Source organism: Phenylobacterium sp. (assembly GCF_030697305.1).
In the GTDB taxonomy this organism is placed as follows: Bacteria; Pseudomonadota; Alphaproteobacteria; order Caulobacterales; family Caulobacteraceae; genus Phenylobacterium.
Genome location: NZ_JAUYQL010000025.1, coordinates 1 through 14,258 on the forward strand (window position 1 = coordinate 1; position 14,258 = coordinate 14,258).

Here is a 14,258-nt window from a genome sequence, read left to right on the forward strand (position 1 = left end):
CCTCGCCGCCGCCAGCGAAGCCATGGCGCGCGGCCACCAGGAGCGCCTTGCGCCGTTGACCGCGGAGGTGATGACCGCGGCCGGGCTTCGGTTCGACCAACTCGGACGTGTCGGCGTCACCGTCGGCCCGGGCTCGTTCACCGGCCTGCGCGTGGGGCTGGCCTTCGCCAAGGGCCTGGCCGCCGCCCTCGACATCCCGGCGATCGGCGTCGGTTCGCTGGAGGCCCTGGCCGCGCCGCACGCCGGCCTGGTGTTCGCCGCCATCGATGCACGCCGCGATCAGCTCTACCTGCAGGCCTTCGAGGACGGCGCGTCGCTGATGGCGCCCGACGTCCTGCCGCTAGGCCTTGCCGCGGCCCGCGTCGCCGAGATCGCCGGCGGCCGGGCCTTCGACCTCGTGGGATCGGGCGCGGCCCTGCTGGCCGGCCTGGGCGGCCGCGACCTCGCCCAGTCCGCCATCGACCCGGTCCAGGTCGCGCGCCTGGCGGCTGAACGCCCGCCGCTCCCGCCCCGTCCGCTGTACCTGCGCGCACCGGATGCGCGGCTGCCCGCCGCATGAGCGCGACGCTCAGCTTCGCCGGCGCCGAACGCGCCGCCGACTTCGCCGCCGTGCACGCGACCGCCTTCACGCCCTCCTGGTCGGCGCGCGACATCGTCGAGCTGTTCGACGGCGTCGGCGTCTTCGGCCTGCTCGCCGATGCGCCGGGGCCCGTGGGCATGATGCTGTGCCGGGTGGTCGCCGACGACTGCGAGGTGCTGACCATCGCCGTCGATCCGCAGGCGCGCCGCCAGGGCGTAGCGCACGCGCTCGTCCAGGCGGCCCTGCTCGCGGCGGCCCAGGCTGGAGCCACGGCCGCCTTCCTTGAGGTCGCCGTCGACAACCCCGCAGCCGAGGCGCTCTACGCCGGCCTCGGATTTAGGCGGATCGCCACGCGCCGCGGCTATTACAGCCGTCCTGGCGGCCAGGAGGTCGATGCGCTCGTGATGCGTATCGACCTTAACGCCGCGCTCCCGTAGTCGTATGCTTCACGCCTGAACGCCGGAGAAAATCGTGTCCGACCGGATCGAAAAGCTTTGCCTCGAAAAGGGCATGCGGATGACTGAGCAGCGCCGCGTCATCGCGCGCGTGCTGTCCGAAGCGCATGACCACCCGGATGTGGAGGAGCTGCATCGCCGGGCGCACGCCGTCGACCCGCATATCTCCATCGCTACGGTGTACCGCACCGTCCGTCTGTTCGAGGAATCGGGGATCATCTCGCGCCACGACTTCCGCGACGGCCGTTCGCGCTACGAAGAGGCAACGGACGTCCACCACGACCACCTGATCGACATGAAGACCGGCAAGGTGGTGGAATTCGTCGACCCGGAGATCGAGGCCCTGCAGGAGGCGATCGCCCGTCGCCTGGGCTTCAAGCTGGTCGACCACAGGCTGGAGCTCTACGGCCTGCCGATCGAGGAGTAGCGGGACCGTGGGTTGCGCCGCCTTGTCGCCAACCCCATAACCAGCGCCATGTCCGCTGCTCCGCCGGCCAGGCGTCTCTACATCAAGACCTACGGCTGTCAGATGAACGTCTATGACAGCGAGCGGATGGCCGATGTGCTGGCCCCGCTGGGCTATGCGATGTCGGATCGGCCGGACGACGCCGACCTGGTGGTGCTCAACCCCTGCCACATCCGCGACCAGGCCACCGAGAAGGTCTACTCCGAACTCGGCCAGATCCGCCTGATGAAGCTCGCCCGCGCCGAGGCCGGCGAGGTGATGACTGTCGCCGTCGCCGGCTGCGTCGCCCAGGCCGAGGGCGAGGAGATCATGCGCCGCCAGCCCGCCGTCGACCTGGTCGTCGGACCGCAGGCCTATCACCAGTTGCCCGAGCTGATCGCCCGCACCCACCGGGCCCGCGGCGAGAGCCTCGCCTGCGATTTCGAGCCGCAGGCCAAGTTCGACGCCCTGCCGGCCCGCCGTCCGTCCGGCGTCACCGCCTTCCTCACCGTGCAGGAAGGCTGCGACAAGTTCTGCACCTTCTGCGTGGTGCCCTATACCCGCGGCGCCGAGTGGTCGCGCCCGGCCGCCGACATCGAGGCCGAGGCCCGCGGCCTGGCCGAGCGCGGTGTCCGCGAGGTCACCCTGCTGGGCCAGAACGTCAACGCCTATGACGGCGCGGAGGGCGGCCTCGCCGGCCTCGTGCGCCGCCTGGCGGCGATCCCGGGCCTCGACCGCATCCGCTACACCACCAGCCATCCGCGCGACATGGACGACGCCCTGATCGCCGCCCACGGCGAGGTCGAGGCGCTGATGCCCTATCTGCACCTGCCGGTGCAGTCGGGATCGGACCGGATCCTGCGGGTGATGAACCGCGGCCACGGCGCCAAATCCTATCTCGCCTTGGTCGAGCGGATCCGCGCCGCGCGCCCGGACCTGGCGCTGTCCAGCGATTTCATCGTCGGCTTCCCGGGCGAGCGCGAGGAGGACTTCGAAGCGACCCTGGAGCTGATCCGCGCGGTCGGCTTCGCCGGCGCCTTCTCGTTCAAGTACTCGCCGCGTCCGGGCACCCCCGCCGCCGCCATGCCGGGACAGGTGCCCGAGGACGTCAAATCCGAACGTCTGGCCCGGCTGCAAGCCCTGCTGGAAACCCAGCAGCGCGCCTTCAACGCGGCCCAGGCCGGCAAGGTGCTGCCGGTGCTGTTCGAGAAGTCCGGCCGCTACCCCGGCCAGATCATCGGCCGCAGCCCCTATCTCCAGGCGGTCTATCTGGAAGCGCCGGATCGTCTGATCGGCCAGATCGTTCCTGTGGAGATCAATCGCGCCGGCCCCAACAGCCTGGTCGGCGCCCGCGTCCTGGAGACTGCGTGAGTCGCGCGCCTGAATTCATTTCCCTGTCCGACGCCGCGGTGCGCGCGGTGACCGGCGCCAACAGCCGCCACACGGCGCTGATCGAAGACGCGTTCGGCGTCCTGATGGAGACGCCCGGCGGCGGGGTCTCGGTCGACGGCGACTCCCGCGCCCGCGCCGCCGCCAAGCGCGCCGTGCAGACCATCGCCGAACGCGCCGACAAGGGCCTGGAGATCGCCGAGGCCGATGTGCGTGTGGCCATAGGTCAGGCTCGCGCCGGCCAGCCCGCAGGCTCCGGCGGCGGCCTTCTCGGAACCCTGCCGATCGGCCGTCGCGGCCCGGTGTCGCCCAAGACCGCGGCCCAGGCCCGCTATCTGCAGGCGCTCAGCAACTGCGAACTGGTGTTCGGCCTGGGCCCCGCCGGCACCGGCAAGACCTTCCTCGCCGTGGCGCACGGCGCTGGCCTGCTGCTGCGCGGCGACGTCGACCGGCTGGTGGTCACCCGCCCGGCGGTGGAGGCGGGCGAGCGGCTGGGCTTCCTGCCCGGCGACCTCACCGAGAAGGTTGATCCCTACATGGCGCCGGTCTGGGAGGCGCTCACCGACATCCTCGGGGGCGAACAGCTTCGCCGTCGTCGCGAGAAGGGTGAGATCGAGGTCGCGCCCGTGGCCTTCATGCGCGGCCGCACGCTCAGCCACGCCTTCGTCATCGTCGACGAGGCGCAGAACACCTCGCGCCTGCAGATGAAAATGCTGCTCACCCGCCTGGGCGAGGGCGCGCGCATGGCCGTGACCGGCGACCCCAGCCAGGTCGATCTGGTCAATCAGAACGACTCGGGCCTCGCCCACGCGGTCAGCCTGCTGGACGGGGTGGAGGGTGTCGGCGTCACCCGCTTCGCCGTCGAGGACGTGGTTCGCCACCCCATGGTCGAGCGCATCGTGCGCGCCTATGAGGCCGATGCGGCCAAGCGCGGGCGCGTCGGTTGATCGACGTCGAGATCGAGGCGGACGAATGGGCCGTCGCCGTACCCCAAGCCGCCGATCTGGTGCGTGACGCCGCGCACGCCGCGCTGGCCATGGCGCCGGAGGGCGACGCCGATGACGCGGCGGCCATCCTGCTCACCGACGACGAGGCGGTGGCGGAGCTCAACACGCGCTTCCGTGACAAGCCGGGCCCGACCAATGTGCTGTCCTTCCCGGCGCCCGACAATCCCGAGCATCATCTGGGCGACGTGGCGCTGGCCTACGGCGTCTGCGCCCGCGAGGCTGTCGAGCAGGGAAAGCCTCTGGGCCACCACCTGCAGCATCTGGTGGCGCACGGCATGCTGCATCTCTTAGGATACGACCATATGAGCGACGTCGAGGCCGAAGCTATGGAAGGCCTCGAGCGCGCCATTCTCGCCACGCTGGGGGTCCCTGATCCCTACGCGGCGGAACAGGGAGACCATGGCTGACACCGACGATTCGCGCCCGTCCGGGCCGCCCCGCAAGACGGGCGGCTGGCGCGGTTTCCTCGGCCGGATGCTGCTGAAGCTCGGCGTCGAGCCGCCGCCTCCGCTGCTGGAGCCCAACCGGGCTTCCGAGGATCTGGTGGAGCACGCCCAGGCGTTCCACGACCTGCGGGTCGAGGACGTGATGAAGCCTCGCGCGGACATCCTGGCGCTGGATCTGACCTGCACCTTCGAGGAAGTGGTCGCCCACTTCGCCGAGGCCGAACATTCGCGCATGCCGGTCTACCGCGAGAACCTCGACGATCCGGTCGGCGTCGTCCACGTGAAGGACATCTTCAAGCTGCTGGCCGCCGCGCCCTCGCGCCGGCCGAAACCGCGCGATCCCGTCCTGCAGCGCCGCCGCCACCTGGTGCGCAAGGCGCTGTACGTGCCGGTGTCCATGCGCGCGTCCGAGCTGCTGGGTCTGATGCGCTCCAGCCATAGCCACATGGCGCTGGTGATCGACGAGTTCGGCGGCACCGACGGCCTGGTGACCCTGGAGGACCTGCTCGAGCGTCTGGTCGGCGAAATCGCCGATGAGCACGACGAGGCCGATGACGCCGGCCCGCCGATCGTCGAAGACGAGGGCGGCTGGATGGTGGACGGCCGAGTGCTGGTCGAGGATCTGGAAGCGGCCATGGGCGGCGTCGATCTCGCGCCTCCCGACGTCGACGAGGAGATCGACACGGTGGCGGGCCTGGTGACCGTGCTGGCCGGGCGCGTCCCCAGGCCGCGCGAGCGCATCCCGCACCCTGGCGGTTTCGCCTTCGAGGTCGCCGCCGCCGACCCGCGCCGGGTGAAGCGGGTCCGTGTGCACCGGCCGCCGACGGCGCCGATCGTCGAACTCGACGCGTGATCGCGGCGTGATCCGCCTGACCACGGCCTGGCGGATCCGGCTCGCGGCCCTCGCCGCCGGTCTCGCAGCCGGGCTGGCGCATCCGCCGTTCGGCCTGCTCCCTGGCCTGCTGGGCTATGCGGTGATGCTGGCCTGCGCCGAGAACGCCGGGCCACGCCCCCTGCGCTCGGCCTTCTTCCGCGGCTGGCTGGCCGGCGTCGGCTATTTCTCGATCAGCGTCTGGTGGGTGGTCGAGGCGTTCATGGTCGACGCCGCCGAACAGGGCTGGATGGCCCCGTTCGCCCTGGCCTTGATGTCCGCCGGCCTGGCGTTGTTCTGGGGCGCAGCGCTTTGGCTGTATCGGCTGGCCGGCGTGCGGGGCGTCGGCCGGGTGCTGGTGTTCGCCGGCGCCTTCGCCGCACTCGAGTGGTTGCGCGGCCATCTGTTCACCGGCTTTCCCTGGAATCTGCCCGGCGAGACCTGGCGCGCCGGATCGCCGCCGTCACAGGCCGCCGCGGTGATGGGAGCGTATGGACTCACATGGCTGACCGTGGCGATTGCCGCCGCGCCGGCGGTGGCCTTCGACAAGTCGCCGCGCCGCCGCCGCATGATCGCAGTCGGCTTGGCGGTCGTCGCGCTGGCGACCCTCTACGCCGCCGGCGCATGGCGCCTGGCCCAGCCGCTGGGTCCGCCGGACGGTCCGCTGATCCGCGTCGTCCAGGCCGACATCGACCAGAAGGACAAGTGGCGGCCGGAGAATCTCGAGCAGATCTTCGCCACCTATCTAGACCTCACCCAGCGCGGCGCGCCGGGCCAGCCCGATCTGGTGATCTGGCCGGAAGGCGCTCTGCCTGCGGTGATCAATGACCTGATGGCCCCTGGCTCGCCGTACGCGCGGCGCCTGACCCAGGCGCTCAGACCCGGCCAGACCCTGATGATGGGCGCCAACCGGGCGGAGCCGCGCCCCCAGGCCGAGACGCTCTATTTCAACAGCCTGATCGCCTTCCGCCGCGTGGCGGGCGGCCTGCAGATCTCCGGCGTCTACGACAAATACCGCCTGGTGCCGTTCGGGGAATTCCTGCCGCTCGGCGAACTCGCCACCCGCATAGGCCTGCGCAGCCTGGTGCATATGCCGGGCGACTTCGCCGCTGGGCCGCCGCCGCGGCCGATGACGCCCGCAGGCCTGCCGGCGGTGCAGCCGTTGATCTGCTACGAGGCGCTGTTTCCCGGGTTCACCTCAGCGGCCACGCGCGCCGGCGCGCCAAGGCCGCGTTGGATCCTCAACATCTCCAACGACTCTTGGTTTGGGGTGACAAGCGGGCCGCTGCAGCACCTGAATCTCGCCAGTTACCGCGCCATTGAGGAGGGTGCGCCCATCGTTCGGGCGACGCCGACAGGGGTTTCGGCGATCATCGACGCCCGCGGTGAAATCGTCGCCGGAACACGGCTCGAAATGGGCCGGGCCAGCGTTATCGACTCACGTCTGCCTCCGATGGTCCGTGCAACGGTCTACAGCCGATGGGGAGACGCCGTTTTCGTCGGCATGCTGCTGATTTCGTTGCTTACGGTAGTGCCGCGATGGTTAAGGCGCAGCCGTGCGTTGTAAGCGAAAAACCGCGTTTTGCGGATTGTGATCGTTCGTCTAAAGGGGGAAGCATGGCCAAGGAAATCGAACTTGAGCGCGCCCCAAATCCGGTTGACCGGCATGTGGGCCTGCGGATCCGGCTCCGGCGTCGCGAACTGGGCGTCAGTCAGGAACGGCTGGCTGAGTCGATCGGCCTCACATTCCAGCAGGTGCAGAAATACGAGCGCGCCGCCAATCGGGTCAGCGCCTCCAAGCTTTGGGAGATGGCCCGCGCCCTGCAGACCACCATCGGCTACTTCTACGAGGGCTTGGGCGATCCCGGCGCGGTCGAGGCCGCCGAGACCATCGGCGAGCGCCAGTCGGTGCACGATTTCCTGCTGACGCCGGAGGGGATGGAGCTGGCCGCCAGCTTCCCGAACATCCGCCGGCCCCGCGTTCGACGCCGCATCCTTGAGCTCGTTCGCGTCCTGGCGGAGCCCGAACAGGCCGAAGACGCCTGATTCCCGCCGCGCAGCTTGCGGGACATAAAGATTTCTTTATTGGTCTGGCGGCCTTTTGACGGACCGCCGCCTGGCGGTCCCGATTGACCGGAGATCTGCGACAGTGAGCCGTTCCAACTACATCTTCACCAGCGAGAGCGTGTCCGAGGGCCATCCGGACAAGGTCGCCGATCGCATCTCCGACACCGTGGTGGACGCCTTCCTCGCCGCTGAACCTGAAGCGCGCGTCGCCTGCGAAACCCTGGTAACCACCAACCGCATCGTGCTGGCGGGCGAAGTCCGCGCCGGCCGGCCGGGCGGCTCGGCGGCCGAGAACAAGGCGCTGACCCGCGACATCATCTCGACGCTGGAACCCAAGGTCCGCGAGGCGATCAAGGACATAGGCTACGAACAGAAGGGCTTCCACTGGGCCAAGGCCAAGTACGCCTGCCACCTGCATCCCCAATCGGTCGACATCGCCCAGGGCGTGGATGCGGGCGCGACGAAGGACGAAGGCGCCGGCGACCAGGGCATCATGTTCGGCTACGCCTCGAGCGAGACGCCGCAACTTATGCCGGCGACGCTGCAATATTCCCACGACATCCTGCGCCGCCTGGCGGAGGTGCGTCACTCCGGCGAGTGCGCGGACCTCGAGCCGGACGCCAAGAGCCAGGTCACCCTGCGCTACGAGAACGACGTCCCCGTCGAAGTCCTGCAGATCGTAGTCTCGACCCAGCACAAGAAGCGTATCGGCGACCAGATCGCGACGCCCAAGCGCCTTGCCGCCCTCATCCGCCCCTATGTCGAGGGCGTGTTCCCGGCCGGCCTGCTGACCAAGAAGACCCGCTGGCACGTCAATCCCACCGGCCGCTTCGTCATCGGCGGACCTGATGGCGACGCCGGCCTCACCGGCCGCAAGATCATCGTCGACACCTACGGCGGCGCGGCCCCACACGGCGGCGGCGCGTTCTCCGGCAAGGACCCGACCAAGGTCGACCGCTCGGCGGCCTACGCCTGCCGCTACCTGGCCAAGAACGTCGTGGCCGCCGGCCTGGCGCGCAAGTGCACCATCCAGATCAGCTACGCCATCGGCGTCGCCCAGCCGTTGTCGTTCTACGTCGACCTGCACGGCACCGGCGAAGTCGATCCGGCCAAGTTGGAAGCGCTGCTGCCGGAGCTGATCGGCGGGGCGACACCGCGCGCCATCCGCGAGCATCTGGGCCTCAACCGCCCGATCTACGGTCGCACCGCGGCTTACGGGCATTTCGGCCGTCAGCCGGACAACGAAGGCGGCTTTTCGTGGGAAAAGACCGACCTCGCCGACGCGCTCAGGGCGATCGCCTAAGCGACAGCCCGCGAGGCGGGGCATGGAAGATCCCACGCATCCGCCGCTGCGCTCCTACGGCCGGCTGAAGTCGCGGCCGATCAAGCCGCGTCAGGCCGCGCTGATGGAGACGCTGCTGCCGCAGATCAGTCCGCCGTCCGGCGACTTCGATCCCAGGACGCTGGTGACCGGCGCCCAACAGGCGTGGCTGGAGATCGGCTTCGGCGGCGGCGAGCATCTCGCCGCCCAGGCCGCGCGCCATCCGGATGTCCTGCTGCTGGGCGCCGAGCCGTTCCACAATGGCGTCGCCAGCGCTCTGCGGCACATCGATGAGGCGGGCCTGGGCAACGTGCGCGTCCATCATGGCGACGCGCGCGAGCTGATGGCGCGGCTGCCGGACGCCTGCCTGGCGCGCATCTTCGTGCTGTTCCCCGACCCATGGCCCAAGTCGCGGCATCACAAGCGCCGGCTGGTGCAGGGCGAGACGATCGACGACTTCGCCCGCGTGCTGGCGCCGGGCGGGACCTTGCGCTTCGCCAGCGACGTGGCGGGCTATGTGGACTGGGCTCTGGAGCGGATGCTCGCGCATCCAGCGTTCCGTTGGGAGGCGCAGGGTCCGGACGACTGGCGCAAGCCGCCCGCCGACCACATCACCACGCGCTATGAGGAGAAACACCTGGGCGACTGCGCCCCGGTGTTTCTCGACTTCCGGCGGGCCTAGGCCGTCTTGCCGCGCTCGATCGAGGCGCGGATCAGCTCAGCGGTTTCTTCGGGATCGGCCCAGCCCCTGATCTCCACGGACTTGCCCTTCTCCAGATCCTTATAGTGCTGGAAGAAGTGGGCGATCTGCTCGGTGAGGATCGCCGGCAGGCCGCGCCAGGACTCCACGCCGACATAGAACGGGTGCAGCGCATCCACCGGCACCGCCAGCACCTTCTCGTCGCCGCCGGCCTCGTCGACCATCATCAGCGTGCCGATCGGCCGGCAGCGGATGATCGCCCCAGGCACCACCGGCGTCGGGCCGACCACCAGGATGTCCATCGGGTCGCCGTCGTCCGCCAGGGTGTGCGGGATGAAGCCGTAGTTGCCGGGATAGAACATCGCGGTGTGCAGGAAGCGGTCGACGAAGATCGCGCCGCTGGCCTTGTCCATCTCGTACTTCACCGGTTCGCCGCCTTGCGGGATCTCGATGACGGCGTTGACGTCGTACGGCGGGTTGACGCCGACGGGGATCTTGGAGAGGTCCATGTAAAGGGGCCTTGGAAATAGTTGGGGAGGAGGCGCGCTCTCTGAACCATGCGACGGCTTAACGAAAGGCCGCTCGCGCGCAGGGATGCGCGAATCGCCGCGGATGGGCGCCCACTGTGCGGCCTCGTCGCGACCAAGAGGGCTGACAAAGCGGGTTTTGCGGCCTATATTCCTCTCAACATCGTCCGTTAGCGTCGAAAGACGCCTACGAGCGGCGGGCTCCGGCCCGGCCGCTTTTTTATTTGCCGGAGGAACGGCGTAGCTGATGCGCGGCAAGACCGCCGAAGATCTGGGCCTGCTGGAGCTGCTCGACCCCGTGGCGGAGGCGGCCGGCTACGAGATCGTGCGCCTGAGGCTGATGGCCGGCAAGGAACAGCGCCGGCTGCAGGTCATGGCCGAGACCCCGGAAGGCGAGATGAACGTCGAGGGCTGCACGCGCCTGTCGCGGGCCTTCTCCGAAGTGCTGGACGCCGCCGACCCGATCAGCGGCGAATATGTGCTCGAGGTCTCCTCGCCTGGCATCGACCGGCCGCTGACCCGTATCAAGGACTTCGAAGCCTACGAGGGCCTGGAGGCACGGTTGGAGCTGGATCGGCTCGCCGAGGGCCGCAAACGCTTCAAGGGGCTGCTGGCCGGCGTCGAGGGAACCGACGTCGCCATCGACCTGGAGGGCGAGGACCACACCGCCCTGATCCCATTCGCCTGGATCGTCGAGGCGAAGCTGATGCTGACCGACGACCTGATGAAACGCGGGGCCGCGCAACGCGCCCAGCGCCTGCAATCCGAACCCCAACAGACGTCCGAGTAGAAGGGTCCATCCCATGAGCCTGACCGGCATCTCCGCCAACCGGCTTGAACTGCTGCAAATCGCCGAGGCGGTCGCGCGCGAGAAATCGATCGACAAGGAGATCGTCATCGAGGCGATCGAGGAAGCGATCCAGAAGGGCGCCCGCGCCCGCTATGGCGCCGAGCACGACATCCGCGTGCACATCGATCCCAAGACCGGCGAGACGATCGTCAAGCGGGTGGTGACGGTGATCGCCGACGACGCGGTGTTCGAGCCGGTCGACGAGGAGACGCCGGCCGCCGAGCCGATGGGCGTCATCCGCCTGGCCGACGCCAAGCGCGACGACAAGGACGCGGTGGTCGGCAAGACCTACGAAGAGATCCTGCCGCCCTTCGAGTTCGGCCGGGTGCAGACGCAGATGGCCAGGCAAGTGGTGACCGGGAAGGTCCGCGAGGCCGAGCGCGAACGCCAGTACGAGGAATTCAAGGACCGGGTCGGCGAGATCGTCAACGGCGTGGTCAAGCGCGTCGAATACGGCAACGTGGTCGTCGACCTCGGCCGCGGCGAGGGCATCATGCGCCGCGACCAGTCGATCCCACGCGAGAACTTCAACATCAGCGACCGCATCCGCTGCTACATCTACGACGTGCGGCGCGAGACCAAGGGTCCGCAGATCCTGCTCTCCCGCGCCCACGGCGGCTTCATGGCCAAGCTGTTCGCCCAGGAGGTCCCCGAGGTCTACGACGGCGTCATCGAGATCCGCGCCGTGGCCCGCGATCCGGGCAGCCGCGCCAAGATGGCGGTGATCTCCAACGACAGCTCGATCGATCCCGTCGGCGCCTGCGTCGGTATGCGCGGCAGCCGCGTGCAGGCGGTGGTCGCCGAACTGCAGGGCGAGAAGATCGACATCATGACCGAGAGCCAGGAGAGCGAGCGCCGTCAGCGCGAGTTCGCCGAGCGCACCGCGCTGTTCCAGGAGTCGCTGGACGTCGACGAGGTGATCGCCCAGCTGCTGGTCACCGAAGGCTTCGCCACCGTCGAGGACGTCGCCTACGTTGACGCCTCGGAGATCGCCTCCATCGAAGGCTTCGACGAGGACACCGGCGAAGAGATCCAGGCCCGCGCCCGTGACTGGCTGGACCGTGAGGCCGCCGAGTACGACGCCAAGCGTCGCGAGCTGGGCGTCGAGGACGGCCTGCTGGAGATCGAGGGCGTCACCCTGCCGATGGCCGTCGCCCTCGGCGCCGGCGACGTGAAGACCGTCGAGGACTTGGCGGGGCTGGTGCCCGACGACCTGCGCGGCTGGTTCGAAGCCAAGGGCGGCGAGCGGGTGCGCGAGCCAGGCATTCTGGAGTCCTTCAACCTGGACCCGCAGGACGCCGAGCTGCTGATCATGCGCGCCCGCGTGGTGATGGGCTGGGTCGAGCCGGAACCCGAACCCGAGCCGGAGGCCGAATTGGAAGCCGGCGGCGACTCCGGGATCGACGACAGCCAGGTCTTCGCCGTCGCCGAGATGGAAGGCGAGGCCCGCGACGCCTAGCACCGCTTCATCCGACGCGCCGGAACGCGAACCGGACCTGGAGACGGCGCACGCCGCCGCGGCGCCGCTGGGCGCGCGCGAACGGCGCGACATCGTCTCGGGCGAGGTAATGGACGAGGCGCGGCTGATCCGCTTCGTCCCCGGTCCGGGCGGGGTGGTGACGCCCGACCTGGCGCGCAAGCTGCCGGGGCGAGGCCTGTGGGTGGCGGCCGACCGAAAGTCGCTGGATGCGGCTGCGCAGCGCAATCAGTTCTCGCGGGCGGCCAAGGCCAAGCTCGTCGTCCCGCCCGACCTTTCCGGGCTGGTGACGACCCTGCTCAAAAAACGGCTGCTAGCCGGACTTGGGCTTGCGCGTCGGGCCGGCGACCTTACCTCTGGGTTCGAGAAGGTCTCCGCCGCGATTTCGTCAGGGCGCTGCGCCTGGATGATCGAGGCCGCCGACGGCGCCGAAGACGGCCGGCGCAAGCTCTTGAACCTCGCCCGCCGGCAATCCAGCCCGCCGCGCCTGTTCGGCGCCGCGAATGCTGAGGAATTGGGTTTGGCCTTAGGGCTGGAGAATGTGATACACACCGCCTTCCTTGCGGGGCGCGCCGCCGAGCGTTGGGGTTCCGACGTTCTGCGGTTCTCAGGCTTTAGCCCGCTCGTTCCAGAGAGTTGGTGCGAGGAGCCTTCAGCGGCGGACGGGACGCATGTCGCCCCGCGCGCTGCGTATGAATGATCGATCCTTTTGGCCGGGCATTGGTCCGGTCGGTGAGTAAAGCGAGCGCATGAGCGACGACAACGACAACGGCCGATCCTCCGCCCCGGGCGGTCGCGCGCCTCTGACCCTCAAGCCCCGCGGCGCGGGGTCGGTCAGCGCGGGCACGGTCAAGCAGAGCTTCAGCCACGGCCGTTCCAAGACGGTTGTGGTGGAGACCAAGCGCGCGCGCACCCATGTGCCGGGCGGCGGCAACCTTGCTGCGCCCTCGTCGGCGGAGAAGCGGGTCGTCGATACGCGCCCGGCCCCCGGCCAGGGCCCGCGCCCGGCGCGCAGCGCCGACGGCGGCCTGTCCAGCGAAGAACTGCAGGCCCGTCAACGCGCCATCGAACTGGCTCGCGAACACACTGAACGCACCGCCGCTGAAGCGCGCGGTCGCGCTGACGCAGAGGCCGCCGCGGCCCGCGCTGCGACCCAGGCCGCCGCGCCCGCGCCGACCCCTGCGCCCGAACCTCAGCCGGTCCCGCCGCCTGTCGCCGCACCCATAGCGGCTGCGGAACCCGCGCCTGCGCCGGCTCCGCCCCCAGCGCCCGTCGCGTCGGCCGAGCCTGCGCCTGCCGCACGTCCCGTGGCCGAGGCTCCGGCGCCCCGCGCCGCGCCGACCACGGCGCTGTCGGGCGGACCGCAGACCCGCACCTATCAACCCTCGCCCGAACGGCGCGACGACCGGGCCAGCACCACGACCTATCGGCCCGAACGCCGGTTCGAAGGCGCGTCCTTTAACCAGCGCGCGCCGCGCCCTGACGCCGCAGCGCCGCGCGACGACCGCGGCGCTGCGTCGGCTCCGCCCCGTCGCGACGATCGTCCGCAGGACCGCGGGCCCCGTCCGGCCGGCGACACGGTTCGCTATTCGGCCCTCGCGCCGCGACCGGCTCCGCCGCGTGACGGCGCCCGTCCCGGCGCCCCGCGCGGTCCGCGCCCCGGCGCTGGGACCGCACCGCCTGCGACGCCCGAAGTCCAACGCGCTGTGCGCCAGGCCCCGCGGCCCGGCGGCGCCGGGCTCGACCGGCGTCCGGAGGACGAGGATGACGGCGCGCGCCGCGGCAAGACCGCTGCGCCGACCAAGGCGATCTCCCGTGGCAAGGGCGCTGTCCAGCGCCGCGAGGGCCGCCTGACGATCCAGACCGTGGCCGGCAACGACGAGGACGCCGTTGAACGGATGCGCAGCCTCGCCTCGGTCCGCCGGGCGCGCGAGCGTGAACGCGAGAAGCGCAAGGGCGGCAGCCAGGAACAGGCCCGCGCCGCGCGCGAAGTGGTCATTCCCGACGTCATCACCGTGGCCGAACTGGCCAACCGGATGGCGATCCGTGGTGTCGAGATCATCAAGTTCCTGATGCGTCAGGGCGTGATGCTGAAGATCAACGACGTCATCGACAACGACACC

General features: G+C 70.0%; 16 protein-coding genes. 15 read left to right on the plus strand and 1 reads right to left on the minus strand.

Annotated features, from left to right (window positions below; genetic code table 11):
• The 11 genes from tsaB to trmB all read left to right on the plus strand — a co-directional run.
• Positions 1 to 559, plus strand: a 559-nt coding sequence (gene tsaB, locus Q8R27_RS02685) for a tRNA (adenosine(37)-N6)-threonylcarbamoyltransferase complex dimerization subunit type 1 TsaB (protein WP_305697566.1), incomplete at its 5' end; no start/stop codon positions are given.
• Positions 556 to 1,017, plus strand: a complete 462-nt coding sequence (locus tag Q8R27_RS02690; protein ID WP_305697567.1) for a GNAT family N-acetyltransferase — start codon at positions 556 to 558, stop codon at positions 1,015 to 1,017. The genes tsaB and Q8R27_RS02690, both read left to right, overlap by 4 nt.
• Before the next feature lie 73 nt (positions 1,018 to 1,090).
• Positions 1,091 to 1,462 (plus strand): Fur family transcriptional regulator, encoded by a 372-nt coding sequence (locus Q8R27_RS02695; protein ID WP_305697579.1) that lies wholly within the window; start codon positions 1,091 to 1,093, stop codon positions 1,460 to 1,462.
• 48 nt (positions 1,463 to 1,510) lie between these two features.
• Positions 1,511 to 2,851 carry a tRNA (N6-isopentenyl adenosine(37)-C2)-methylthiotransferase MiaB gene (gene miaB / locus Q8R27_RS02700; protein WP_305697568.1) on the plus strand — a complete coding sequence of 447 codons (1,341 nt, stop codon included), beginning with the start codon at positions 1,511 to 1,513 and terminating at the stop codon, positions 2,849 to 2,851.
• Positions 2,848 to 3,816, plus strand: a complete 969-nt coding sequence (locus Q8R27_RS02705) for a PhoH family protein (RefSeq protein ID WP_305596642.1) — start codon at positions 2,848 to 2,850, stop codon at positions 3,814 to 3,816. The genes miaB and Q8R27_RS02705 overlap by 4 nt, the downstream gene beginning before the upstream one ends.
• Positions 3,813 to 4,283, plus strand: coding sequence for an rRNA maturation RNase YbeY (gene ybeY, locus Q8R27_RS02710; RefSeq protein ID WP_305697569.1), 471 nt, complete (start codon positions 3,813 to 3,815; stop codon positions 4,281 to 4,283). Before Q8R27_RS02705 ends, ybeY begins: the two co-directional genes overlap by 4 nt.
• Positions 4,276 to 5,175 (plus strand): hemolysin family protein, encoded by a 900-nt coding sequence (locus Q8R27_RS02715; RefSeq protein ID WP_305697570.1) that lies wholly within the window; start codon positions 4,276 to 4,278, stop codon positions 5,173 to 5,175. Before ybeY ends, Q8R27_RS02715 begins: the two co-directional genes overlap by 8 nt.
• 7 nt (positions 5,176 to 5,182) lie before the next feature.
• A complete protein-coding gene (lnt, locus tag Q8R27_RS02720) occupies positions 5,183 to 6,760 on the plus strand; it encodes an apolipoprotein N-acyltransferase (protein WP_305697571.1) in 1,578 nt (525 codons plus the stop codon).
• A gap of 50 nt (positions 6,761 to 6,810) precedes the next feature.
• Positions 6,811 to 7,239 carry a helix-turn-helix domain-containing protein gene (locus Q8R27_RS02725; RefSeq protein ID WP_305697572.1) on the plus strand — a complete coding sequence of 143 codons (429 nt, stop codon included), beginning with the start codon at positions 6,811 to 6,813 and terminating at the stop codon, positions 7,237 to 7,239.
• Positions 7,240 to 7,342: 103 nt separating this feature from the next.
• Complete coding sequence (metK, locus tag Q8R27_RS02730) at positions 7,343 to 8,563, plus strand: methionine adenosyltransferase (protein ID WP_305697573.1); 1,221 nt, start codon at positions 7,343 to 7,345, stop codon at positions 8,561 to 8,563.
• A 22-nt stretch (positions 8,564 to 8,585) separates the two neighbouring features.
• Positions 8,586 to 9,263, plus strand: coding sequence for a tRNA (guanosine(46)-N7)-methyltransferase TrmB (trmB, locus tag Q8R27_RS02735; RefSeq protein ID WP_305697574.1), 678 nt, complete (start codon positions 8,586 to 8,588; stop codon positions 9,261 to 9,263).
• Here the strand turns inward: trmB and ppa are convergent.
• On the minus strand, positions 9,260 to 9,790 hold the full coding sequence (ppa, locus tag Q8R27_RS02740) for an inorganic diphosphatase (RefSeq protein ID WP_305697575.1): 531 nt from the start codon (positions 9,788 to 9,790) through the stop codon (positions 9,260 to 9,262). The two genes, trmB and ppa, sit on opposite strands and share 4 nt — an antisense overlap.
• A gap of 265 nt (positions 9,791 to 10,055) precedes the next feature.
• Here ppa and rimP point away from each other — a divergent pair, with 265 nt between their 5' ends.
• From rimP to Q8R27_RS02760, 4 genes are all read left to right on the plus strand, one after another.
• On the plus strand, positions 10,056 to 10,598 hold the full coding sequence (gene rimP / locus Q8R27_RS02745) for a ribosome maturation factor RimP (protein ID WP_305697576.1): 543 nt from the start codon (positions 10,056 to 10,058) through the stop codon (positions 10,596 to 10,598).
• Between the two features lie 13 nt (positions 10,599 to 10,611).
• On the plus strand, positions 10,612 to 12,117 hold the full coding sequence (gene nusA / locus Q8R27_RS02750) for a transcription termination factor NusA (protein ID WP_305697577.1): 1,506 nt from the start codon (positions 10,612 to 10,614) through the stop codon (positions 12,115 to 12,117).
• Positions 12,118 to 12,154: 37 nt separating this feature from the next.
• Entirely contained in the window at positions 12,155 to 12,835 is a 681-nt protein-coding gene (locus tag Q8R27_RS02755; protein WP_305697580.1) for an RNA-binding protein, read from the plus strand.
• Positions 12,836 to 12,884: 49 nt separating this feature from the next.
• Positions 12,885 to 14,258, plus strand: a 1,374-nt coding sequence (locus tag Q8R27_RS02760) for a translation initiation factor IF-2 associated domain-containing protein (protein WP_305697578.1), incomplete at its 3' end; no start/stop codon positions are given.